Origin of the sequence: Calothrix anomala FACHB-343, from assembly GCF_014696435.1 — a bacterium.
Classification (GTDB): Bacteria; Cyanobacteriota; Cyanobacteriia; order Cyanobacteriales; family Nostocaceae; genus Aulosira; species Aulosira anomala_A.
Window position 1 is genome coordinate 50,456 of the sequence record NZ_JACJQG010000038.1, and the last position, 20,770, is coordinate 71,225.

The following is a 20,770-nucleotide window of genomic DNA, read 5'->3' on the forward strand; positions in this document are numbered from 1 at the left end:
ATAATTAAACAAAATCATCTAAATCTGATAGCCATAAATCCTCAACTTCACGCCGTTTAATTTCTACTTGTAGGCTTTGGCTGTAATATTCGAGGAAATTATCTAAAGCGTTTTGTTCTCGTTCTGCCAACTGGATTGGTAAAGGTGCGGCTTGTGACCCACCAGTTAGTGTGAGTGCCATGATTTGAGAACAAATTCTGTCTAAGTTTTTTTGGTTCCAGTGAGGTTCATCCCCAATTAACTGGAGTAATTGCGGAGTATTTGTTTGTGCCGCTTTGAAATGATAACCAAGCACTCCTAATGAAGTGACATCGCTGGGTTCCATGCGAGGTGTTTGTACACTCATACGGAAAGCTGCGGTGCGCGTGTAACTGTTGAGAATGCCGTAAATAAAACGTCTTTCACCAATGCCTGCGATCGCGTCTTCTGATCCGATAATTTGATGAGTTAGATTTACATCAACTCCCTCATTATTCAGTATGTGTTTGCGTCCCTCGGCTGTGCGTAAGTCTTGTTGGGCAATATGAACTATGGCACCGTAACGCTCTGATGCTAAACCCACAACAGCAGTACCATTAGGATTCCAAGGCTGAAGTTTTTCGCGGTGCTTTGACCAGAAATTAGAAATTGCCTGAATTGCACTATCAAAAGCAGCGCGATAACTTGCGTAACTTTCTGCTTCTCGTAGCGGAACCATGCTCCGGTCTAGCACCAGAGGACAATCGAGCAAAATCAGGTCATAGGGATTTTCCGATCGCATTGCCCGGTCTGCCATCTCGTAAGCCTGACGCACACCAATAAGCTGCAACCGTTTTGACTGATTTTCATAGTTGATATCATCTAGTTCGCAAGTGCTATCCTGACCAACTGTGGATATTACATTGTCATCAACAGCTAAATCGACACGAACCGCAGCCGCAGCATATAGAAAACCCCCGATGGTTTTTGTAGTTGTGGCTTTAGTAGATATTCCAGCTACGCGAACATTTAAGGGATTAGGGCGGTCAACTGAACGTACTAAGCCTGCTTGGAAGAATAGGGGGGCGACACGTTCAATATCTCTAATTTGCTTTAATATGCGACCAACGGTTCCTGGCAGGTTAATCTGTGATTGAATAGCCAGAGTTTGTACCAGCGATCGCCCCTGTGTGTTAAATGTTAGTGTCATCTGGCTAATGCCTCCAGTTCTTCTGCATAAGCTAAATAGGGACTTTGACGAATTACATCTATGCCGCTTTCTGTTAACTGAACTCCCTTCACCAACCCCTGAGATTGCAAATCGCCTAAACAGGTTTGGGCTGTGTTTCTATCTAGAGAAAAAATAGTTGAACTTTGTAATGCCGTTAGTGCTGTTGCTGCATCAACAAATTTTTGTGAGACTAAGTGAAGCATGACTATAACGTGTTCTTCTTTTAGTTGAAATGAAGTTTGGTCTACAGCTTGGTTCTCAACCGGTTGACCAGCCAAACTGTGTAATGTCTCTAGCCATTTTTGCAATTCTTGTTCTTTGTCAAGAACGGCTAAAGACCATATTGGTAGACAGGTGATAGCAAAAATTCCAGAGTGGGGATGCTTGCGATAGTAAGCAGTATTGATGCTCATGTCTTCCCAAGCACCACCAATTTCACTGGCAATTTGTAATTGTCCTTGCAGCTCATAATCTACTTCTGGAGCTAGCGCTTTAACTAGCGGTGAATCTTGTTGTGGTTTGACACCGGAACGCCGCCTTATTTCCCAGTTACAGGGAATAGAAGATTTTTTGGTTTCAAAGGGAGGAATTAACAATAATGTTCTTCCTGGTTCCTGTGACCAGTTGTACCAGTCTTTTTCTTGTGATTCAGCAGCTTCTTGAAAATCAATGCCAAACATTAGGCACAAACCAAAAGATGGTAGTTGATTTTCAACAAGTTGAGCAGCAATCACATTTTGTAAAATGCGCTGGCGGCGATGGGTTGCTAGAGTCCCGACTAACCAGATGCTGGTATTCATAATGTTTTTCCTCCTAGCCGATAGGTGCGAACGAGGAAGCCTTGATTAACCAGCTTATCTGCTTCATCTGCTGTTAATTGGGGGTCACTTCCTGAGTTAATGGCGGTAATAATGTGTTGCCATCGTTCAAAGTAAATGCCTGTAGTATCAAGGATTTCTGCTGCTGTTTGTAAGAATTTTTCACGGTGTTGTTCTTTGAGTGCGATCGCATCCTTTAAACTTCCTGTTGCTTCTAACTCTGCCAGAGTTAATGGATTAAACAAAGGTTTCCCTTGTATTTGTAGTAAAGCATTCACACTCTGTTCTGTGGATTGCAGGCTGGTGTCATTTAAGAGTTGCTTGTAATAACGTGTAATTGCGTTCTCTAAAGTGGTAATGTCGCCTAAGAGAACATCTAATCTGTTTTTTGCTTCTTTTGGAAGTTCAACGGCTACATCCATTAACGGTTTGAAGTTACCCAGTTTTGCTGGTTTATCATAGATGGAGTCATTCCGAAGACGTTCGGCTTTTTCTTCTTGGATGTCGAGCAAAGCGTCTTCAACCAAACTAGGTTGATTTGATAATTTGCTAATTGGTGGTAAATTCTGAGGGTAATCGAAATTTCCAGGCACATTATCTAGTGCAGTTTGCAATTTTTGCAGCCTATTTTTGACATCATCAAATCTGCTTTTGATTTGTTCATAGGCTTGTTTAGTGCGACGGAATCCGCTCACAATTGACCCGTCTATTTCTCCTAAAGGAGTTAATTTTTGAATGCTGAGGTCAATACCTACTTCTCGTCCTAGCTGTGATAACTTTTCAGTAGCTTCAGCAACTTTTAAATCTTTGAGATACTGGCCAAGGGTATCTACTTCCGTTAACTGTTGGCGACCTGTACTGCCTTGGGGAGGGCTAGAGTGCAATGCTCCATTTAAAATACCACGAATTTTTTCTAAAGTTAGAGTAAACAAAGATGTAGGAAAGTAAGTTATTTCTTGAACTTCTACCTTCATTTCTTCTTTGAGTAAATCAATGCGATCGCAAATTATTTCTGCAACATCCTGTACTTGTTTGGCGAAAATTTCAGCGCGGCGAATGCGTTCCCATAAGGGTTTTGAATCATCCTCAAAATTGAGGGTTTTAATGTTGTAATCCGATTGCAGGCTTTCGTACTCATCCCGCAAATAAACAGAACTAATATTTTGCAGTAATGATAGACGATGCTTTGCTGCTGTAATCAGAATGTTTTGTTGATTTTCAAAATCAGTAGCATGAGAGTATTGATTGATTTCATCTGCTTCTAATGCCGATAAAGACTTTTTAGCTTCTGCGATTTTTGCTTTAGCCTGTCTAGTTTTTGAACCTATATAGGAACTGTTTAAAGGCGCAAAAAAATCACGTACTTTTCCTTCACCAAAAACTAGTTCCATATCTTGAACTATTTTTGGGTAGTCATTCTGTAACCAGTTTTCAGCTTCGTTAATGAGATTGCCTAACTCACTATGAGTTTTCAGGCTATATTTTTTATCTTTACCGCCTGTAACATCTGGGTCAATTTTGGCAACCTCTAGCTCACAGGCTAAAGCCATCCAATCAATGAAAATATCTTTGGGTTTTGCACCTTCCCATATATAACCCCAAAACCATTCTTTTTCTGCTACTTCTAAAGTCCAAACCCAGTTTTTTTCCTGTAATAGACGGCCAATAATTTTTTTCATAAAAGGTGGAAATACTGCAATAGCTGCATCATCTAACCCATCAAATAGCCAAGCACGCTCTTTTGGTTCATAGCCTTGTTTTTGGGCTTTAGGAGTAATTCCCAATTTGCTCAAAACAGCTACTAATTTTTCTAAATCTATGCCACTGCTGCGGTCTAAGCGTATTACTTGAGGTGAATTTTGTTCTATCAGTAAATAACGCCAAGCCTTAAATAATAATTCTTTCTCGTCATCTTTTAATTTACCGCTAGGACGAAGCGGAAAAGCGATCGCACCTTGTTCATGTAGTTTTCTCCGCCATTTGTGAACTTCTTGCATTAAAGGGCGAGATAAAGATAAAATCCGGTTATAAAATGCTGTGGTAAAACCTTGAATATCTATTTTGAACCCCAGAAAAGCTGAAGTAGAGATTCCGATTTGATGCAGTACAAATTCTTCGCTATCTGATAGCTGATAAAGTAACAGGTATTGGTGGGCATTTTTGAGAACATCTGTTGAGGGTTTAGCAAAAAGATCAACCAAAGCACGGGAAGATGTAAAAGCTAAAATAGGGGTTCGCCCTTCCTGAATAAACTGTGTTGCTGCTTGGCTACACAGTAGCTCTAGTTCTTCTTCATTGTTTACCCAAGCCAAAATCAGTCTACCTTGAGGATGCAGCTTGAGTGCATCACAACTCATCAGCCCTCCATTTTTTCCGCTAGGAGTAGTAATTGCTACAACATATTTTAGCCCTGAGCTAACGGGGTTGTAGTTCCAGTTCTCATCTAAAAGACGCATCGCTCCTGTAAGAATTTGGATAGCTTTGTCAGAGCGAGATTGCGGCTCAAGCTGCTTTATTGCTTTTTCGTGAGCATTATTAAAGTCTGGATCTCGAAAAATCAGAGAGTTGCGGCTCTGTTTGCGATAACGCAAATTCAGCCGTCCTAACATAGCAATACTGGGGCCGATATGTGTTGCTTGGGATTCTTCTAAGTCTTGTTCACCTATGAGATTTCGCCACAACGCCCGTGCGGCATCTTCAGCCGCAGCATGGGGATAGAGTAAGCTGACTAATTGAACAAAATCATTTCTTCGTAGAGGAATTAAAAGATTGTATTTACCCTGGTTATTCTGGCTATTGCGGCTTTCGTGAATAGCGTAGGTGCTGAGGTTAGCTAATAGTTGTTTCAGGTCGAGGGGCTGATCTACACCGTTTAATTTCCAAGTGCTGAGATCGCGAGTAAACTTGCCTTCTCTTAGAGCTTTAGTGCAATCGACTTCATCCCAATCTACCCGACGATAGCGCAAAGCGATCGCTTCATCATACTCATTCACGCCTGTTAACAGAGCATTCAGTTCTTCTGGTAGCCATTGTGTCAAAGGTATTGGTAATTGCCCGTAGAGTAACTTTTGGGCTGCTGGTAAATAAGCTTTATCGATTTTCAGTTCATTAATAGCGTTATGGTCTAGGATGTATTGGCTAATGCGGTTAGATTTTGTCACCGCATCATCAAAAAGTTCCGCAACTGTTGGCGGATCTGCTTGATTGTGGGAAGTAGGTTTGTTTTGTCCTGCGTTAATCCGAAGGCGGCGATCGCGTAGAATTTGATCTACGTTAGCCATGATCACATTAAACCAGCCAAAGTTACCTCCACTCATAGCGTAAGCAGCTTCAACTAAGCCGTCAGGATAAGTTTCGCTTAAACGTCCTCGTTGTTTCAGTAAGTCTACAAAATCGCTAACATCAGCAAAAGCATTCTGTGAAAGTTCTACTATTTCAAACCTTCGTGCTGTGGATTGAATCTCTCGCAGTTCATCGCCAATAGCTGGAGAACATAAAGCTACGTATCGCAACCAAGGTAATTTACGCCGGGGGTCTTCTTCTTTAATGGCTTTCCCCATCAGTTTAATCGCCCGTCCGTCTAAGTGCTTAATATCTTCATCTTCTAAGCCGTAGGTAGCAGCTTCGGCAGCAGTTTCTAGTTCATCAAGGGCAATTAATATATATTTGATTCCAAATTGGCTTAAGTAATCGTAAGCAGCTTGGCAGAGATTTGTTACTAAATACGGGTCTTCATACAAAGTTTCATCAGAGTAATTTTTATCAACTTCCAGTGCTGCTGCTAGTTTACTTTCCTCAAAACCTTTCACAATTAAGCGGTCGTAGGCTTCCTTCGCAATACTGGCTTGAATTGAATTATCAAATGTACTTTTAGCTAAGGGTAAAAGGGCTTTATACAAACCATAGCCAAACCAGTTGTCAACGTTATGATATTCATTAGCAATTTGGCTATAGCGGATGTAAAGACCAAGGTATTGTTCGCGGTCTGCGTCATCATTAAAAAGTTTGGCATTAATTAAAGACCCTGCTGGGTCGCGTACTACCCAACCAGGGGAAGTATCGTTAATTTGGCTGATGAGTTCATAGGCGAGACGAGATTTACCTACACCCCATTGGGCGATAATGGCAAAAACATGAGCGAAGCGTTCATCTTCTTGATCTATGAGATGGATAAAATGCTGGAATTTATAGAAGAAATCTCCTTGTCCAACAATGGGATGAGTTAAAGGATAGGAAGAAATACCAGTAGCAGCCCAGTGATAGGATGCAATTGTTTGATTATTATTTAATAATTCTGAATTATCCATACTTTTCAATTCATTACCAATAGATTTTGTAATTAGTTAAGCCAGTATTTTTTATGTTTAATTTATTATTTTTATTCTCCAATATTAGTATTTTCATCCATAATAAAATCAATGGTTTCTCTAATCTCAGGTGCAGCATTGATTATCTTTATTTTTTTATATGCTGCCATACCATATTGACGAATCGGAGTAGCTAATAAAGCATTCAAAAAGCTATGAGGGGCAGAAATAATATCATCAAAGTCTATTGTTAAAGACTTTCCCTCAGCAATTGCAGGCATAAGTTTTTCATCTCTAATACGAATTGCTGTCATCTTATCCTCAGCATATTTACCAAAATAATTACGTACATTGATATAAAAATTTGTCTTGGCTTCGATATTAGAAGCTTCGGAAAGCTCTTGCGTGGCTGCTGAACGAAACTCAGACATCATCCTTTGTAGATTGATATCCTGCGAAATACCTAGTTTAATAGTGACGTAGACTAATGTACCTGGCCAGTATGATTCTATTTTTCTTCCCGTTACATCAGTTGGTGAAATATGTACAACTCCATCACCAGAAACAATGTGCATATCGGCATGAAGTTTACGAATAATATTACTTGAAATATATAAGCCAATACCAGCATTATTTTTAGCTTGATATGGGTTGTTTTTAAAAAAAGTACCGGAAACTTGAGGCTTCAAAGCTTTTTTAATAGCTGATACATTATCATCAATTTCCGGATAAACTTGCCGGAGATGTTTTTTAATACCAATTCCAAGGTCAGCTATAATAAAAGATATTTCATCTTTTTCTCTATACCAAGAAAACTGTATTATTGATGGAATGTCGGGGTTGTGTCCATGTTCTAAAGTATTGTATAGTAATTCTGAGAGAACATAACGTAGAGTTTTTTCATACTCAACATCAAATCCATGAGTATAGCTTTCAGCTTTTTCTAAAGCTGTTCTAAAATCTAAGCTATTCCTAATGGCGAAAAGAGGCTTAGAATTGTGACTAATAAAATTATCTTCAGGTGATTCAAAAACATAAAATAAACCATTCGCACCCATCATCCGCCACATTTTTGATGCGCCTTTACTCTGCCATTTATCTACATTGTCATAATAAAATTTCACCTTACATCCATTAGTTCTTAAGTGCCAAACATAAAGTACAAATAATGACAAAGCTTGATAATTAGCTCTTAAACACTGGCTAAAGTCTATTAAAACATCTTGATTTTTTAACTTCCAGTCAAATATAGATAAAACTCTATTAAAGTCATATGTCCCATGATAAGTAAATGCCAAACTATAAGGAAGATTAATGATAAATTCTTCTGATTTATACATAGTTAATTAATAGGTTTAAAAACTTGAAATAAAGTGTCAAATTCTGGGTGAATACTCCAGTTAACTAATTTGCGTTGTCTGTCGCCAAATAGTCCTCTGCCATGTCTTGCTTGCCCTGGTTCGGCGGCGTGTAGTTCAATTGCGCCTTTTGTCAAAGCTGCACCCAGCAATTCATCCATCCATTTTTCAAAGCTACTGCCAGTTTCTAAAACTGAGGCGATCGCAGTTTTTTCAGCCAGCGATCGCATAACAGGTTCAACGGGCGAAAATCCGCGAATATCGGCGTAGGTGCTGGTAGCAGACTGAAGTTGAGTGCTGGGAGAATTAGCGAATGGCGATAAAATAGCTATTTCTGGTTGTTGTGCTAAATATGACGGTAAAATTAATTGCCCATTTCGCAGCCAACCCATGCTATCAAGTAGATATAACGGTGCTTTTAATGATGTTAGAGATAATTTATTTTCTGTAAATTTAAGATTTATGTTGTAGCTATTATTGCTTTTAATTTTAGTATTTTTACTTTGGTTGTTTTGTAGCAGAGGGCTAGAAGCTGAAGTCAGCCAAGCACCAAGGCTGGCGTTTTCTATATCTTTTGTCCAATTTGAGGATGTAGAATTTACCTGAATGGGTTTGTGCCAATGAATCAGTCGCCAATCGCCTAAAGTCAGGTGCAGCAGTAGAACACGTAACCAAACACTCCATTGCAATAAATGAACGGCTAGGGCTTCGAGGGTTTTTTGGGTGTCGTTGTCGCGCCAGAGGTTGAGGAGTAATTCGGCTTGTTCAGATAATTTCCAGTTTTTACTGTCGGGGATTTGTTCTAAAAAGCCCACACCAAGGATTTTGGTGGGTTTATTTGTCCTGTCCAACCCAAAAAGACCGGGAGTGCTGCGGCGGGAAATTGTATTGGTAAGATGTTGTTCCCAGGTTGACCAGTAACCGGAGAATGTGGTTGTTTCTGACTTTGCCAGAATAGCTAATGCCCGTAACCAAGCTTCTGGGTCGCGGGGTTCTGACCAGAAGGAGGGAGGCACAAGTAGGATTGACATTTTCTGGCTCATGTGCTAATAACCTCCAACAGCGCAGTATTGCCAGTAGTAGCAAGTTTTTCTTTCACCCAGCGATCGCAGGTATTGCGAATCGCAGAGGTGATATGATTACTCAGGCGAATAAAAGATTTACTGCCTAAGACGCGATAGCAGCTATCAGAAAACTCCGGGTGAATGACGTAACCAGAACGTTGTCTACTTGTACCAGTTTGGAAACGCCAAACTTTCTGATGCAATAAGTTTTTAATCAAGGGTGCAAGTTGGTTATCAAGTTCTGTTGTGGATAAGTTGGGTGTAATTATGTCAACTCCTAGCTGATTTAAGACCAGCAGTAGTAGTTCAGCAAGGCTACCGCAAATCACCTCTTCCCCAAGCGGCGTAGTAATGACTACTAGCACTTGGGTAGGTTCGTAAAATTGGGAAAGTTGGCTTGATTCAAGTTCTAGAGATAATTTGCCAGAGATGCGTTCTGCTGCCCAGGCTTCTTGTGTAAAAACAATCTGTGCTAAAAGAAACAACCAAGGGCGGTAAAGTACCCAGCGCATGATAGCTTGGTCTGGGGTGTCTTCGGTTTTGATTTCCGCAGGGGTTAATTCTCCGCATTCACCAAATAGCACCGAGGAATTTTGAGTGAGTAATTTAGGGCTTTCCGCAGTGGGTAAACGCAGCAACCGTCCCCGCACCCAATTAATCCCAGGGTTGAGGGGGTTGATATCTGGGAGAGAATTTGCAGGTGTTCCCTGTTTTCCTTCTACTAAGGAGGCGGTAGCACCGAAGACGCGCAGCAATTTTGGTGTAGCTTGGGCTTGTTCGGCTGGGACTTCAAAAATGATGCGTTCTATTTCGGAGTATTTGGTAGCGGTGAGGGCTGCTTGGGGCAATAATTTCAGTAATGTTTCAGCAGCTTGTCCCAAGGTGGTGATAGCTTCGCAAAGTCCTTGAGTATCCCGTCTTGTACCTAGTTCTTGCAGTCGGGCGGCGATAATTTTACCCCAGGCTTGGCGGATTTCTGGTTCGCAACTGAGGAGTGCGGCGACTGTTTCCGAGAGGCTGGGTAAGGTTTGCAATAATTTAACAGTAGTGGGGGTAGCGACAGCGCGGTTAGTATTGGCGGATGTTGTCCACAGTCCCAGAGTTTCACCTGTTTTCAAGGGGCTAATGTCTGTAGTGGGGGCTTCGCCTGTTGTCAGAAATTCTTCTAGGGCGCGGATGGTAGAAGTGGAAACATTCATGTTCTCAAGTTAGATGGGGTTGGGATTCCAAAACTCAAGGTCGCTAAAGCTGCCAAAGTCTCGATAATTAATTGTCCATACAGGACATTTACGTTTACGCGCAGCCCAAATCACCGTTGCATCTTCTAAGCTTCCTTGCCAATTGGGAATAGTGGTTAGTAAGGAGCAGATTTCGAGTAAGTCTACTTCGTTAATGGGGATGAGGTGTAAGCTTTCTACCATGATGTTAAGACTGGCTTGGGCTGTCGTGGGGTTGGTTGTGTGTAGCAACCATTTATACACTTCAAACAAAATAGGAATGGGAATATAAACTCTGACATTTGCTTGAGTCAGTTGTTCAAAACCGCTTGTGCATTCTGCGTGTTGGGGGTCTTTGGCGTATAACAGGGCGATTAAGGGGCCAGCATCAATTACAAGTTGGGAAAGGGGCGTTAGCATGGATTAATGATATCTATCGAGTCTTCAGGGTTATTGCTGGCATTTGTGGGAGATTCGCTGACAATTCCGGCTAAGTTAAGCAGTTTAGACAAGTTTTTGTTAGTCAGTTTTTCTTCTAGTGCTTCTTGAATGAGGCTATCTAAGGTTTGGTTGGGATTATCTTTTAAGTATTGCTCTAGTTGTTGGGCTAGGGTATCAGGTAGGTTGATTGTGCATTTCATAGATTTGGGGGATAGGGAATGGGTGATTTTTCTGTGATTCTCTGTTTTGAATTTAAAATTTATTCGCCTTGTTCATCAGCGTATAATTGGTCAATTGTTTGATAGATAAGGTCTAAGTCGGGAAATAAGGGTGGTTCGTCTTTGATGTCGTAGCCTTTGCGGGTGAGGCGTGAGAGGATGGCTTTGTCTGGTTCTCTGTCGCCTTTTTGTAGTGCTTCTTGGGCTATTTTGAGTTCGTCTTCGGTAAGTTTGCCTTCAATGAGGGCTTCGACTAGGAGTTTAGCGGCGGTGGTGAGACATATTGACAAATCTTCTCCTATGAACTTGATTAACCACCGTTTACCTTGTTCCTCAACTATCTCGTCTGGATATTGGGGAACTAATGTAGAAATTGCAATATCATCATCAATTGCTGGATAAGAACCGCCTGCGTTCCATCGCATTAGCTGCTGTGTAGCAGCATCAGAACGAAGCCAACAGTGATAAAAAACTGTTTCGGCTTTTGATTTGAACCTTAGTACAGAAAAGCCAGTAGAAGCAACTATGGGAAAATCTAAATCTACATCTGGCACTAAGGCAATATTTTTGCGGTTTGGGCGAACAGTTGATACTAATACATCCCAAGGTTTAACTAATAATTTTGCACGAGAAGGAGCCTCTTTTGTAAATAATATTTTTGGCGCAATTGAACCATTACTTAAATTAATTTCTCCAATCTCAAGGTAGTAAAAAATATGAGAACTTTTATTCCATGTCTTTTTAACTTGATTAGCTAATTTAGAAAGAGGTATAGCTCTATTTCTATACAATACTTCTTTAAGATTTATGTGGGCAGGATCATAAAAAGCTGTATCCAATCTTTCGGGATGAATGATTTCTGATTTTGTTCTATATGAACGATACATTCCAACTTTTTCCTCATTCCAATAAGGAATTGAGAAAAACTGTTTAACTTCTGTTTCTATTTTCTGCGATCGCTCTCTCAACCTCTCCGCCAACCTCACCTTATCCCCTATGTAGGTTTCAGCTTGTTTATCAACTTTAGGTAACAGGACAGTCTTAGTATCACTTACTCCTAAATACTGAATAATACTTCCAAGAGAGCGTCTTACAAGCTGCCGCCTTCCATATCCTGAAAATAAAAAAGCAGCGATAAAATCAATATCAAATTTGCCGTTAGGTCGTAAAGCAATGATGTGTTGAGTAATATTAGCTTTTGGTATATTTTCAGGTATTTTACAAATTTTTTCTCCTACACTAGCTTTTACAATTAGTAAATCACCTGGTAGAACTTCTGAAGCTTTTAATTCTGCATGAACAGACGGATGAAGATAAGCCATACCGCTAAAGTCAACTTGCATAGCCCCAATATTACTGATTCGGAAAAGTGGTATTATTCCTTTATCCAAATACAGTGAACTAGGAAGCTTTGAGCCAAAAGGTCCTACAAAAAAACGTCCTGCTTTACCAAGATATTCTGATCCAAATTCCTCTAAACGATCCTCATCGCTAAGGTATTGAGGATGATAGTATTCTGGATCAAGTCGTTCAGTTACTAAGCGACGGGCTTTTACTCGATTTTTGTGCATTCTATTCACCCCTCACATAAGCCCCAACAATAGCCGCCAAATCATTTGTTACACCAGTACTGTAATCTTCCACATTATTCTTAACCAAATACCCCAAAGTATCTGCCACCGCCATAAACACATCCGGCTGTGGTACATCCTGAAAACGCTGTGGATCTTGTTCCCTTGCTTGACGTTTTTGTAAATATAAAATACTCGTTTTCGCACCAGTTCCCGACAACTTAAACGTATCCGATGGCAAACTAATTACCGCCTTAACTATCGCCTTCCCACCATGAAATTGACCCGTCGCCTCATCTTTTGTACCCATAATGTACTCACGCACATATTTGTCCCCAGAGTTACAAAGCACCCCATCAGGTAATACGATTAATAACCTTCCTCCCGGTTTCAGCATTTGTAAACAACGGTCAATAAATAAAACTGCTGGGTCAATACTCGCAGATACAGGCTTCCATAAACCCTTACTATCCGGCTTTCCACCCATCGCCAACCCAGACACAGAAGGCTCATAAGTATAAGTTCCCGCTTTCTTGGGATTCTCTACTAAATCAGAGCGAAACAGTTGTAAAATCTTTTCTCTCGCTTCCTCATAACTTTTTTTAGCCTTTTCCTGACCCTTGCTAAACTTCGGCGTACCAAAAGGCGGGTTAGTACAAATCAAGTCATAGCTACAGGGTTTAAATTGGGCAGTAATTAACGAGTCATAGGTACGAAAAATTTTTGCTTTTGGCGCACCCAACAACGCCATATTTACCCGCGCCAACGTCACCATATCTTGGGAATTATCCGCACCAATAAAACTGTACTGGCACATATCCTGAAACAGCTTGTCACGACGCACATCTTCAGAAGTTTCCTTACCCAATATTTCTAGTAACGCCCGTTCTAAATAGCCCATCGCCACTGCACCAAACCCGTAACTTCCACAAGCAGGGTCACAAAAGCGAAAAAGTGGCTTCCCCTCTTCATCCCGCGCTGTTAAAAGTTCCGGCGTTTCTTCTTTAATATCGTGAAAAGCAATAGCCAACATCGCCTGTTTTACAGGTGCAGGAGTCAAATATACTCCCATCCCTTCCGGTTTAAACTTAGCCCGCAGAAATACATCTAACAACCGCCCCAGCACATCCGCCGCAATATCTGCTAATGTACCTTGGGTTTTCACCACCTGATCATAATTATTAGTAACAGCCCCCAAATTTTGAATTAAATCTAGTAAGGTTTCATAGTTGCGGGGTTGTCCTAGTCGCAGGTGAGTTTGTTCATCAAAAATTGCGTGAGACTCGCCATTATCATCTGTCACCACATAGTCAGCGTGAGATTTAAAGTGGTCAAATGCCGCCTGAATTTGTGCTACTGCTTTTTTACCCTGTTTTTTAATGTAAGCAACGTTAAAAATTTGATTTAAATTCAGCGTTTGGTTGTCGTGCTGAAATTCTAAATTAGAACCTTCATGATGCAAGCGGAAAGATTCTAAAAACAGGATTTTTGTAACTTCCCGGATAATGTCATTAGAACTAGAAATGTTATCCCGAACATTTTGATAAACCTGTTCATGAAACTCATCAAACCCCCGCATTAAACGGTCATACATCTTCATTGACCACCGATAAGTCGGGTCAGCCTTGATGCGTTTATATTCGTTAATTTCTTTGAGTGTCGGGAGACGGTCAATTTCGTAAGCCGGAAAGCTTAATTCAAAGCATGTTTTATGTTCCCCATCACTAACCACAGCAAACTGGGGAAACTCGTCTTCCTTAGTATCAGCAGGTGGTAAGGTATAGGATTTTTGTTGAACGTATTCTGCATTTGCTTTATCCCAGTTTCCCGGTGCTAATGCTAATAGGAAAATACGCGGTGTTTCCACCCCCTGATACTGTCCCCAAACAATAGCTGCGGCTTCCTCATCCGCCGAACTTGTCAGCGTGATTAACTTGTCAAAACCAGCAGATTTATATTGTTGGCACAGAGTCGCTAATATCTCTTGCACACCTGAAGATTCTTGTTTTCCTTCCGTTTTTGTCTTTGCCATATCCCTGATTTTTTTAAATTAACCATTGTAGCGAATGAGTCCAGGCCCGAAAACTTCCAACGCAGGAGTTTCTTTTGCCAAAGCTTTGATTTGTGCCTCTGTAGTAATAAACTTTCCTGGTAACTTGCGGCGAATTTCCGCAGCCGATATTGGTTTACTAGTATTAGAATTGACCACTTGAATAATCGCTTCTACCAGTTCTTCTTTCTCAGTTCGTTTACCTAACTTCACCAGTGGTAAATCCTGTGATATAGTGTCAAATTCAACCCCATCCATACAAGCAAGGAAAAGGTGAACCTGTGCCTCTGACCAATTGCTACCAGAATTTTTAGCCAGTTCACATACCTTAGTTAGCGGTAAGTTTTCGCGCTTTAATGCAGTGGTGATTTCTTCATAAATTGCTGGTGTCATACCCATCTAAAACCCTGGTAATAGAGTAAACGCCCCATTCCCTGTTCCCCGTTCCCCGTTCCCTTCATTGATGAACTTCCTCAAACAAAGTCTGTGCATAATTCCAAATAACTTGCCATTGTTCGTTTAACTCTCGCTGTCGCTGGTGATGGCGACGTAATAATTTTTCCCATCGCTGGCGGAGTTCTAAAGGTACATTGGGAACAGTCAAGCGCGGAATATTTGCAGGATGGGTAAACTGTTGTACAGTTCCCATTGCCATTGCTTCTAACTGAGTACGAATAGCAGTAGTATTTAACACCAATGCCCAAGCCCCCGGCGTTTCCTTAAACCGTAACCGTTCTAAATGGTCAGTAACATAAATTTTGGTAGACAGTGCTTCATTAATAAAAGCCACACGCGGGTTACTCACCAAAGTTGACAGCAATACTTCCCCAGAGGTGAGAGGTTGACGATAAACACGATTAGGTGCAGGCGATGATCGCTCATTTTCTGTTTCCTCTGGTTGTGAGAAACTTAAATCTGTCCGAATATCGCTTAACCGCAAATAACGCCCCTGTTGCAGAACATCACCATGTAGGCGACTTCTCTCAATCTCATCTACTGAAAGCAGTTTTGCTAAAGAAACCCATCCTAAATGCTGTTTTAACTGGTGCAGTCGATGAGAAAGCTGGACATGATTAGGCAATAAAGAATCATCTATAGAATCAGCCGGAAAAAACCGCCCAGTCGATAATGAATTATTAGAAACTGGCTGCGACTCATCTAATTGTTTCTCTTCATCAGCCACATAAGCTTCAACTTCAGCCAGCAAGCGCATTAGGGACTCGTTATTCTCCAAAATATCGTCGTTACAATCCCACACTTTCCCCTGAAGTAAACTTGCGTCCTCTATTGGCGGTAAAGGGAGATGCAGATTAGACAGCACCTTTAAACTGACACGAGGCAAAGTAGCTGCCCCTTGGCGATGAAGTAGATAAGCCTCATAAGGTTTTTGATTCAAACAAAGTGCCACCCACACAGCAAAAGGATATTTAACACCCCTAATCAAAATGCAGTTTGCATCGACTGGGTGACGGGGTAGCCGAGAAGTTACCACCGCCGCCCGCACAGGTGGAATTTTATTCAGCACCACATCCCCTGGTTGAACACACCATTCCGCCTCAATTGTTGGTTTTTCCCATTGTTCAGCATTCAGGCGAAACTGCATACAATCCAAGTTTGCCTGACGGTAGATAGGGGTTTTCTCAATCCTGCGATCATAAGTATCCGTCCAAGATTGTGTACTTACCCGCCAACCTTCAAGACAGTTACCAATCTCGCCAATTGCCTTACGGGAAATCCGCCCACGAAAAATCTGTGCGGCTGTGCAGTATAATTCAGCACTCCAGCAATCTTCTTCATGCAGGATTTCCCATGTAATTCGAGTATGGGGTGGTGCTTTCAATTTCCTTACCTCCACTACTGCAAATTGGCTCTTGAATTTGCCTCAAGGCAACAAATTTATCCTCCAACTGACAAGGTTAAGGTGCTGTGGAGGAATGCCGTCTTAATGAGTTATGCGTGCCAACCTATACCTAATTTTTGTATGAATGCTAATATAGCATCTTCAATCCCAGAAAATCAAATTAAAGTTTTTGTGAGTACACATGGATGAAATTCTGGATGTGCTATTCTCAAAAAAACAATCAGCAATCACCTGTTAGCCATGAAATTATCGAAGGAACGTGGAGAAAGTCCTACAGAGTTTCAGTGGGCTGTATTTGGTTGTTCACTCTGAGCGTCAATCACGGCGTAGCAATCCAGGTGAAGTAAAAATTATTGAGCAGATTCTGGCTGCGGGTAGTCAACTTGGTAAAAGCTCTGTTGGCATTGTGACTCCCTACTGCGCTCAGAGAACTTTACTTAAAACTAGCCGGGAAAACTACTATGGCGACATTATTGATGTCGTTGACACCGTGGAAAAACTGCAAGGAGGAGAGCGTTAAGTTAGATTATTAGCATTTACTTGGTAGTGTGACTCCATACCTAAATAAACTATCCAAGCTTCCCAAGTATTAATGAAGTTTTGACTCAGTTCAGTAATCAAAAATTTTTCCTAAGAAAGCAACCGCTATTTTTTTGTAATCTAGGATACATTATTTTTTTAACTACGCTGTTGGAGAAGTTGGTATTTATGATTTGTATTTATGATCAAAAAATGACATTTTATTTGAGTTTCTGAATATGAAAAATTATTAATTTTATTTAAACTTATACTTTTATAAGTTTTACTTATAAAAGTATTATTACTCGCTTATACTTACTTATGCTCTTGGCAATTACCTTTGGAAAACTTTGCGATTTACTAAAATTTTTAGCTCATCCTTTTGAAATTCCAGCAAATCCATTTCTTCCAGATAGGACAAGAGGCGCTGGAGTACAGATGTGCCAGTTGGTTTCCAACTTTATTCTCTAGTTTCCAAGTTTATTATTCAGTTTCCGACTTTATTCTCGTTATACAAGATTAAATCTGAAACCAAGCCGTTAAAGCTACTGCCAAAGCATCCGCCGCATCATCTGGTTTAGGAATTTCCTCTAAATCTAACTCCCTAGCCACAGCCTCTTGCACTTCATATTTTTCAGCATTACCATATCCCGTTAACGCTTGTTTGATTTGAGCAGGAGTAAATTCGACATAGGGAAGACGGCGCTGTGCTAAGACTAACATGAGTACACCCCTAGCTTGTGCAACCAAAATAGTACTTGACATACGATAGAAGAATAACTTCTCAATCGCCACTAAGTCAGGTTGCAACTCCTCTATCAGGGTGTGTAAATCGTCAAATAAAGTACACAAGCGTTGTCCCATTTCCGCAGATGCAGGCGTACTAATCACGCCAAAATCGAGCATTTGCACGCTTGTGTCTTGGATCTTGGCTGGATTTTGTTTGCAGGTAATTACTCCAAATCCTAAAATCGCCAGTCCTGGATCTAATCCTAAAATGCGTTTTTCCATTCAATTTACTTTGACTACACAGGTGTTTTTGACTGGGGATGCTGGCAACTTTAATAACTTACTCCAAGTCTAAGGAAATGAAAAATTTTCATCAGTCTATGCTTGCTGTTTCAAGCAGGTAGTGTACATTTTCTGTTAATTATTGTTTGTCCCACTGCTTTGAATCAGGTATGTCAATGGTTTTTTTTAGACAAGCCCTCCACGCGCTGCAACAGCAGTCGCGCCGGCGTACTCCCTATCGAGTTAACCAGTGGTTCAAGTGGTTATCTCCTGGACTATCCATCAAACGTTGGTTACTCATTAGTGTTGGTGGCGTACTACTGGCGAGTCTGGGGTTGGCTATTTGGATTAAGCTGACCCCGATTTTTTGGACAATAGAATTGCTGAGAGGGTTTTTAGGATTCATCACTAACATCTTACCCAACTATATCAGCGGCCCTTTAGTCCTGCTGTTTGGCTTGCTGTTGCTACTTTGGGGACAAACTCGTACAGTAGGCTCAATTACTAAGGTACTTAGACCGGAAGGCGAAGAAGAACTGATTGATGTTCTGTTAGCCCATCATCGCTTGTACCGAGGGCCGAAAATTGTCGTGATTGGTGGTGGTACAGGTCTTTCTACTTTGCTGCGGGGGCTAAAAACCTACAGTGCGAATATTACAGCGATTGTGACTGTCGCTGATGATGGTGGATCTTCTGGGCGGTTGCGTCAAGAATTTGGTGTATTACCACCAGGAGATATTCGTAACTGTTTAGCTGCACTTGCAGATGAAGAAAAATTACTCACAGAATTATTTCAATACCGCTTTCGGGCTGGAGATGGGTTAAGCGGTCATAGTTTTGGGAATTTATTTTTAACAGCGATGACGGAAATTACTGGGGATTTGGAAAGGGCTGTTGCAGCTAGTTCCAAAGTTCTCGCAGTCAGGGGACAAGTTTTACCAGCTACCCTCAGTGATGTGCGTCTTTGGGCAGAATTGGCGGATGGTCGGCGGATTGAAGGGGAATCGAGTATTCCCAAAGCAGGGGGTAAAATTGTCAAACTGGGCTGCATTCCCGCTAATCCCCCAGCTTTACCGGCAGCTTTAAAAGCAATTAAAGAAGCAGATTATATTATTATTGGCCCCGGCAGTCTTTATACTAGTTTAATTCCTAATTTATTAGTCCCAGAAATTGCTGATGCGATCGCTCAATCCAAAGCCCCCCGCATTTATGTCTGCAATATTATGACTCAACCGGGAGAAACTGAAGGTTATACTGTTGCCGATCATATTCGCGCTATTGATGCGGCTACTTCTCATCGTAAGTTATTTGATGCTGTACTAGTACATAAAAAATCCCCCTCAGCTAAATCACTGATTCGCTACGCCCAACAAAATTCTCACCCTGTGTTTTTAGATAGAGAAGCTGTGACTTTGTTAGGGCGAAGAATTGTCCCAGCTAATGTGTTATTTGAAGATGAGACTGGTTATGTCCGTCACAATCCTCAAAAACTAGCAAAAGTGTTATTTCGCTGGTACAGTGGTGCGCATCATGGGAAATGAAATCAAGATTTCGTTAAAAAATGCGGAAGCTACGGTGAATTTAGGTATAAGTTTGGGTCAATGTCTGGATGCTGGGATTGTAATTTTGCTTGCTGGTGATTTAGGCGCGGGTAAAACTACCTTAGTCCAAGGTATTGGTAAAGGTTTGGGGATTAGCGAACCGATTGTGAGTCCGACTTTTACCATCGTTAATGAGTACACAGAAGGAAGGCTTCCCCTTTACCATTTGGATTTATACCGCTTAGAACCACAGGAAGTTGCTGATTTAAATTTAGAATCTTATTGGGAAGGTTTTGAAGTTACACCGGGAATTGTTGCTATCGAATGGGCGGAAAGAATGCCCTACCAGCCAGATAATTATTTAACGGTCAATTTGATTTATGGGAATGAGGGCGATCGCCAAGCTAAAATAACTGCATTTAATCATTCTCTTAGCCAGATAATCGCCGCGATTACTCCTGAAAGTCAGGATGCTGAATGGGAAAAATAGAGTTATAGCTGTTGACAGTTGACTGTTGACAGTTGACAGACTTAAAAGCCTTTTATTGTCAGGGTTTTATCTTAGGTTGATGTCCTAATCTATCTGGCTACAGCTATATTTCCGCAATGGGCTATCTGCCGCTACCACGTTCATCAGTTGCATTCATTAACATAATTTTCTTAATCTCTCCGATTGTTATCAAATAGGTAAAAAACCAAATACCGAATGTTAGTTTTCAATCAAATCCTTTATTGCTGATGAATCATCAGCTAATAGCAATTGCAAAGAGTTATTGACAGTCAACAGTCAACAGTCAACAGTCAACAGCCAATACCGATATTTTTCACAACTGAAATAAGATTGCAATAGATGGATCTTGGCTAATACCTCACCAAACTACACATCTGTTTTCTTGTTTTCCTAAATTGTGATTAGCAATTACTAGGTGTTATCAGTCCAGACAATCTAGCAAGATTTCTTGGCAGGATTGTGCTGATTTTTTTCGGCAAATATTGCTAAAATGCTCGGATTTTATGGCACTGTACTGTTTCATCCTGAAATTACTTTGATAATTGGGATGTTTGTTTTTGGTGAAACACTTTTGGGTCATTCCTATGCAAATTTGCCAATCAGTAATAGTTTATCTGGCTGTATTTTCCCGATACAACAAGTAATTTTGTTCAACCACAGATCTTATTGCTGTGTAAATTAAGCATATATAGACTTGTATTTCTCTGCAAACAGAGTTTTTACAGAATAAATTTAAATTTATTTATCCAAAGTATTTTCTTACATTACGGCAGTATAAGAATATAAATACCTACATTTCCCCAGTTAAACGCCCAAAATTATAAATTTTCTACATTTTCGTCAGCACTACAACTTATATTGGTACTAATTTTTTACGTACAAGTTCATTGTTTATACAGATAAATATCAGGTTGAGCGGTTCGGAGTCAGAATAAATTAATCAATGATTCTATTTATAAAAGATATTTTTATACTAGGAATATCGATAAAAGATCAATAATTATCAAATTTAGCCAGGGAAACCTCTATCAATCCATTTTTTATCTGCTTTGTTTCAGGTATAAGTTAGAGTCTATCTTAAACATAAATAACTT

At 40.6% G+C, this 20,770-nt stretch carries 16 protein-coding genes; 3 read left to right on the top strand and 13 right to left on the bottom strand.

What is annotated here, in order from left to right:
- Positions 1 to 4: 4 nt before the first annotated feature.
- The 12 genes from H6G08_RS21155 to H6G08_RS21210 form a co-directional block, all read right to left on the bottom strand.
- Complete coding sequence (locus H6G08_RS21155) at positions 5 to 1,168, bottom strand: hypothetical protein (protein WP_190546463.1); 1,164 nt, start codon at positions 1,166 to 1,168, stop codon at positions 5 to 7.
- On the bottom strand, positions 1,165 to 1,989 hold the full coding sequence (locus tag H6G08_RS21160) for a hypothetical protein (protein WP_190546465.1): 825 nt from the start codon (positions 1,987 to 1,989) through the stop codon (positions 1,165 to 1,167). The genes H6G08_RS21155 and H6G08_RS21160 overlap by 4 nt, the downstream gene beginning before the upstream one ends.
- Positions 1,986 to 6,314, bottom strand: coding sequence for a hypothetical protein (locus H6G08_RS21165; RefSeq protein WP_190546467.1), 4,329 nt, complete (start codon positions 6,312 to 6,314; stop codon positions 1,986 to 1,988). Before H6G08_RS21165 ends, H6G08_RS21160 begins: the two co-directional genes overlap by 4 nt.
- A 71-nt stretch (positions 6,315 to 6,385) precedes the next feature.
- Positions 6,386 to 7,654 (bottom strand): STAS-like domain-containing protein, encoded by a 1,269-nt coding sequence (locus H6G08_RS21170; RefSeq protein WP_190546469.1) that lies wholly within the window; start codon positions 7,652 to 7,654, stop codon positions 6,386 to 6,388.
- Positions 7,655 to 7,656: 2 nt separating this feature from the next.
- Positions 7,657 to 8,715, bottom strand: a complete 1,059-nt coding sequence (locus tag H6G08_RS21175) for a hypothetical protein (RefSeq protein WP_190546471.1) — start codon at positions 8,713 to 8,715, stop codon at positions 7,657 to 7,659.
- Positions 8,712 to 9,935, bottom strand: coding sequence for a hypothetical protein (locus tag H6G08_RS21180; RefSeq protein ID WP_190546473.1), 1,224 nt, complete (start codon positions 9,933 to 9,935; stop codon positions 8,712 to 8,714). Before H6G08_RS21180 ends, H6G08_RS21175 begins: the two co-directional genes overlap by 4 nt.
- A gap of 9 nt (positions 9,936 to 9,944) precedes the next feature.
- Entirely contained in the window at positions 9,945 to 10,373 is a 429-nt protein-coding gene (locus tag H6G08_RS21185; protein ID WP_190546475.1) for a type II toxin-antitoxin system VapC family toxin, read from the bottom strand.
- Complete coding sequence (locus H6G08_RS21190) at positions 10,367 to 10,594, bottom strand: hypothetical protein (RefSeq protein ID WP_190546477.1); 228 nt, start codon at positions 10,592 to 10,594, stop codon at positions 10,367 to 10,369. Before H6G08_RS21190 ends, H6G08_RS21185 begins: the two co-directional genes overlap by 7 nt.
- A gap of 59 nt (positions 10,595 to 10,653) precedes the next feature.
- On the bottom strand, positions 10,654 to 12,183 hold the full coding sequence (locus H6G08_RS21195) for a restriction endonuclease subunit S domain-containing protein (RefSeq protein ID WP_190546479.1): 1,530 nt from the start codon (positions 12,181 to 12,183) through the stop codon (positions 10,654 to 10,656).
- A gap of 1 nt (position 12,184) precedes the next feature.
- Positions 12,185 to 14,215 carry an HsdM family class I SAM-dependent methyltransferase gene (locus tag H6G08_RS21200; RefSeq protein WP_190546481.1) on the bottom strand — a complete coding sequence of 677 codons (2,031 nt, stop codon included), beginning with the start codon at positions 14,213 to 14,215 and terminating at the stop codon, positions 12,185 to 12,187.
- A gap of 18 nt (positions 14,216 to 14,233) precedes the next feature.
- Positions 14,234 to 14,632 (bottom strand): hypothetical protein, encoded by a 399-nt coding sequence (locus H6G08_RS21205; protein WP_199322680.1) that lies wholly within the window; start codon positions 14,630 to 14,632, stop codon positions 14,234 to 14,236.
- A gap of 58 nt (positions 14,633 to 14,690) precedes the next feature.
- On the bottom strand, positions 14,691 to 16,073 hold the full coding sequence (locus H6G08_RS21210) for a restriction endonuclease subunit S domain-containing protein (RefSeq protein WP_190546483.1): 1,383 nt from the start codon (positions 16,071 to 16,073) through the stop codon (positions 14,691 to 14,693).
- 316 nt (positions 16,074 to 16,389) lie between these two features.
- On the opposite strand from H6G08_RS21210, the gene H6G08_RS21215 reads away from it, so the two are divergent.
- Positions 16,390 to 16,614 (top strand): AAA domain-containing protein, encoded by a 225-nt coding sequence (locus H6G08_RS21215; RefSeq protein ID WP_190546485.1) that lies wholly within the window; start codon positions 16,390 to 16,392, stop codon positions 16,612 to 16,614.
- A gap of 518 nt (positions 16,615 to 17,132) precedes the next feature.
- Here the strand turns inward: H6G08_RS21215 and ruvC are convergent.
- Positions 17,133 to 17,624: a crossover junction endodeoxyribonuclease RuvC gene (gene ruvC, locus H6G08_RS21220; protein ID WP_190546487.1), complete on the bottom strand. Its 492-nt coding sequence runs from the start codon at positions 17,622 to 17,624 to the stop codon at positions 17,133 to 17,135.
- Positions 17,625 to 17,794: 170 nt separating this feature from the next.
- Between ruvC and H6G08_RS21225 the strand changes: the two genes are divergently transcribed.
- Both H6G08_RS21225 and tsaE read left to right on the top strand, forming a co-directional pair.
- Complete coding sequence (locus tag H6G08_RS21225) at positions 17,795 to 19,165, top strand: gluconeogenesis factor YvcK family protein (protein WP_190546489.1); 1,371 nt, start codon at positions 17,795 to 17,797, stop codon at positions 19,163 to 19,165.
- Positions 19,155 to 19,655: a tRNA (adenosine(37)-N6)-threonylcarbamoyltransferase complex ATPase subunit type 1 TsaE gene (gene tsaE, locus H6G08_RS21230; protein WP_199322681.1), complete on the top strand. Its 501-nt coding sequence runs from the start codon at positions 19,155 to 19,157 to the stop codon at positions 19,653 to 19,655. Before H6G08_RS21225 ends, tsaE begins: the two co-directional genes overlap by 11 nt.
- The last annotated feature ends 1,115 nt before the right edge of the window (positions 19,656 to 20,770 follow it).

Coding starts and splice junctions, on each gene's coding strand:
- H6G08_RS21155 (WP_190546463.1), bottom strand. CDS start 1,168: ATGACACTAACATTTAACACACAGGGGCGATCGCTGGTACAAACTCTG.
- H6G08_RS21160 (WP_190546465.1), bottom strand. CDS start 1,989: ATGAATACCAGCATCTGGTTAGTCGGGACTCTAGCAACCCATCGCCGC.
- H6G08_RS21165 (WP_190546467.1), bottom strand. CDS start 6,314: ATGGATAATTCAGAATTATTAAATAATAATCAAACAATTGCATCCTAT.
- H6G08_RS21170 (WP_190546469.1), bottom strand. CDS start 7,654: ATGTATAAATCAGAAGAATTTATCATTAATCTTCCTTATAGTTTGGCA.
- H6G08_RS21175 (WP_190546471.1), bottom strand. CDS start 8,715: ATGAGCCAGAAAATGTCAATCCTACTTGTGCCTCCCTCCTTCTGGTCA.
- H6G08_RS21180 (WP_190546473.1), bottom strand. CDS start 9,935: ATGAATGTTTCCACTTCTACCATCCGCGCCCTAGAAGAATTTCTGACA.
- H6G08_RS21185 (WP_190546475.1), bottom strand. CDS start 10,373: ATGCTAACGCCCCTTTCCCAACTTGTAATTGATGCTGGCCCCTTAATC.
- H6G08_RS21190 (WP_190546477.1), bottom strand. CDS start 10,594: ATGAAATGCACAATCAACCTACCTGATACCCTAGCCCAACAACTAGAG.
- H6G08_RS21195 (WP_190546479.1), bottom strand. CDS start 12,183: ATGCACAAAAATCGAGTAAAAGCCCGTCGCTTAGTAACTGAACGACTT.
- H6G08_RS21200 (WP_190546481.1), bottom strand. CDS start 14,215: ATGGCAAAGACAAAAACGGAAGGAAAACAAGAATCTTCAGGTGTGCAA.
- H6G08_RS21205 (WP_199322680.1), bottom strand. CDS start 14,632: ATGGGTATGACACCAGCAATTTATGAAGAAATCACCACTGCATTAAAG.
- ruvC (WP_190546487.1), bottom strand. CDS start 17,624: ATGGAAAAACGCATTTTAGGATTAGATCCAGGACTGGCGATTTTAGGA.
- H6G08_RS21225 (WP_190546489.1), top strand. CDS start 17,795: ATGTCAATGGTTTTTTTTAGACAAGCCCTCCACGCGCTGCAACAGCAG.
- tsaE (WP_199322681.1), top strand. CDS start 19,155: ATGGGAAATGAAATCAAGATTTCGTTAAAAAATGCGGAAGCTACGGTG.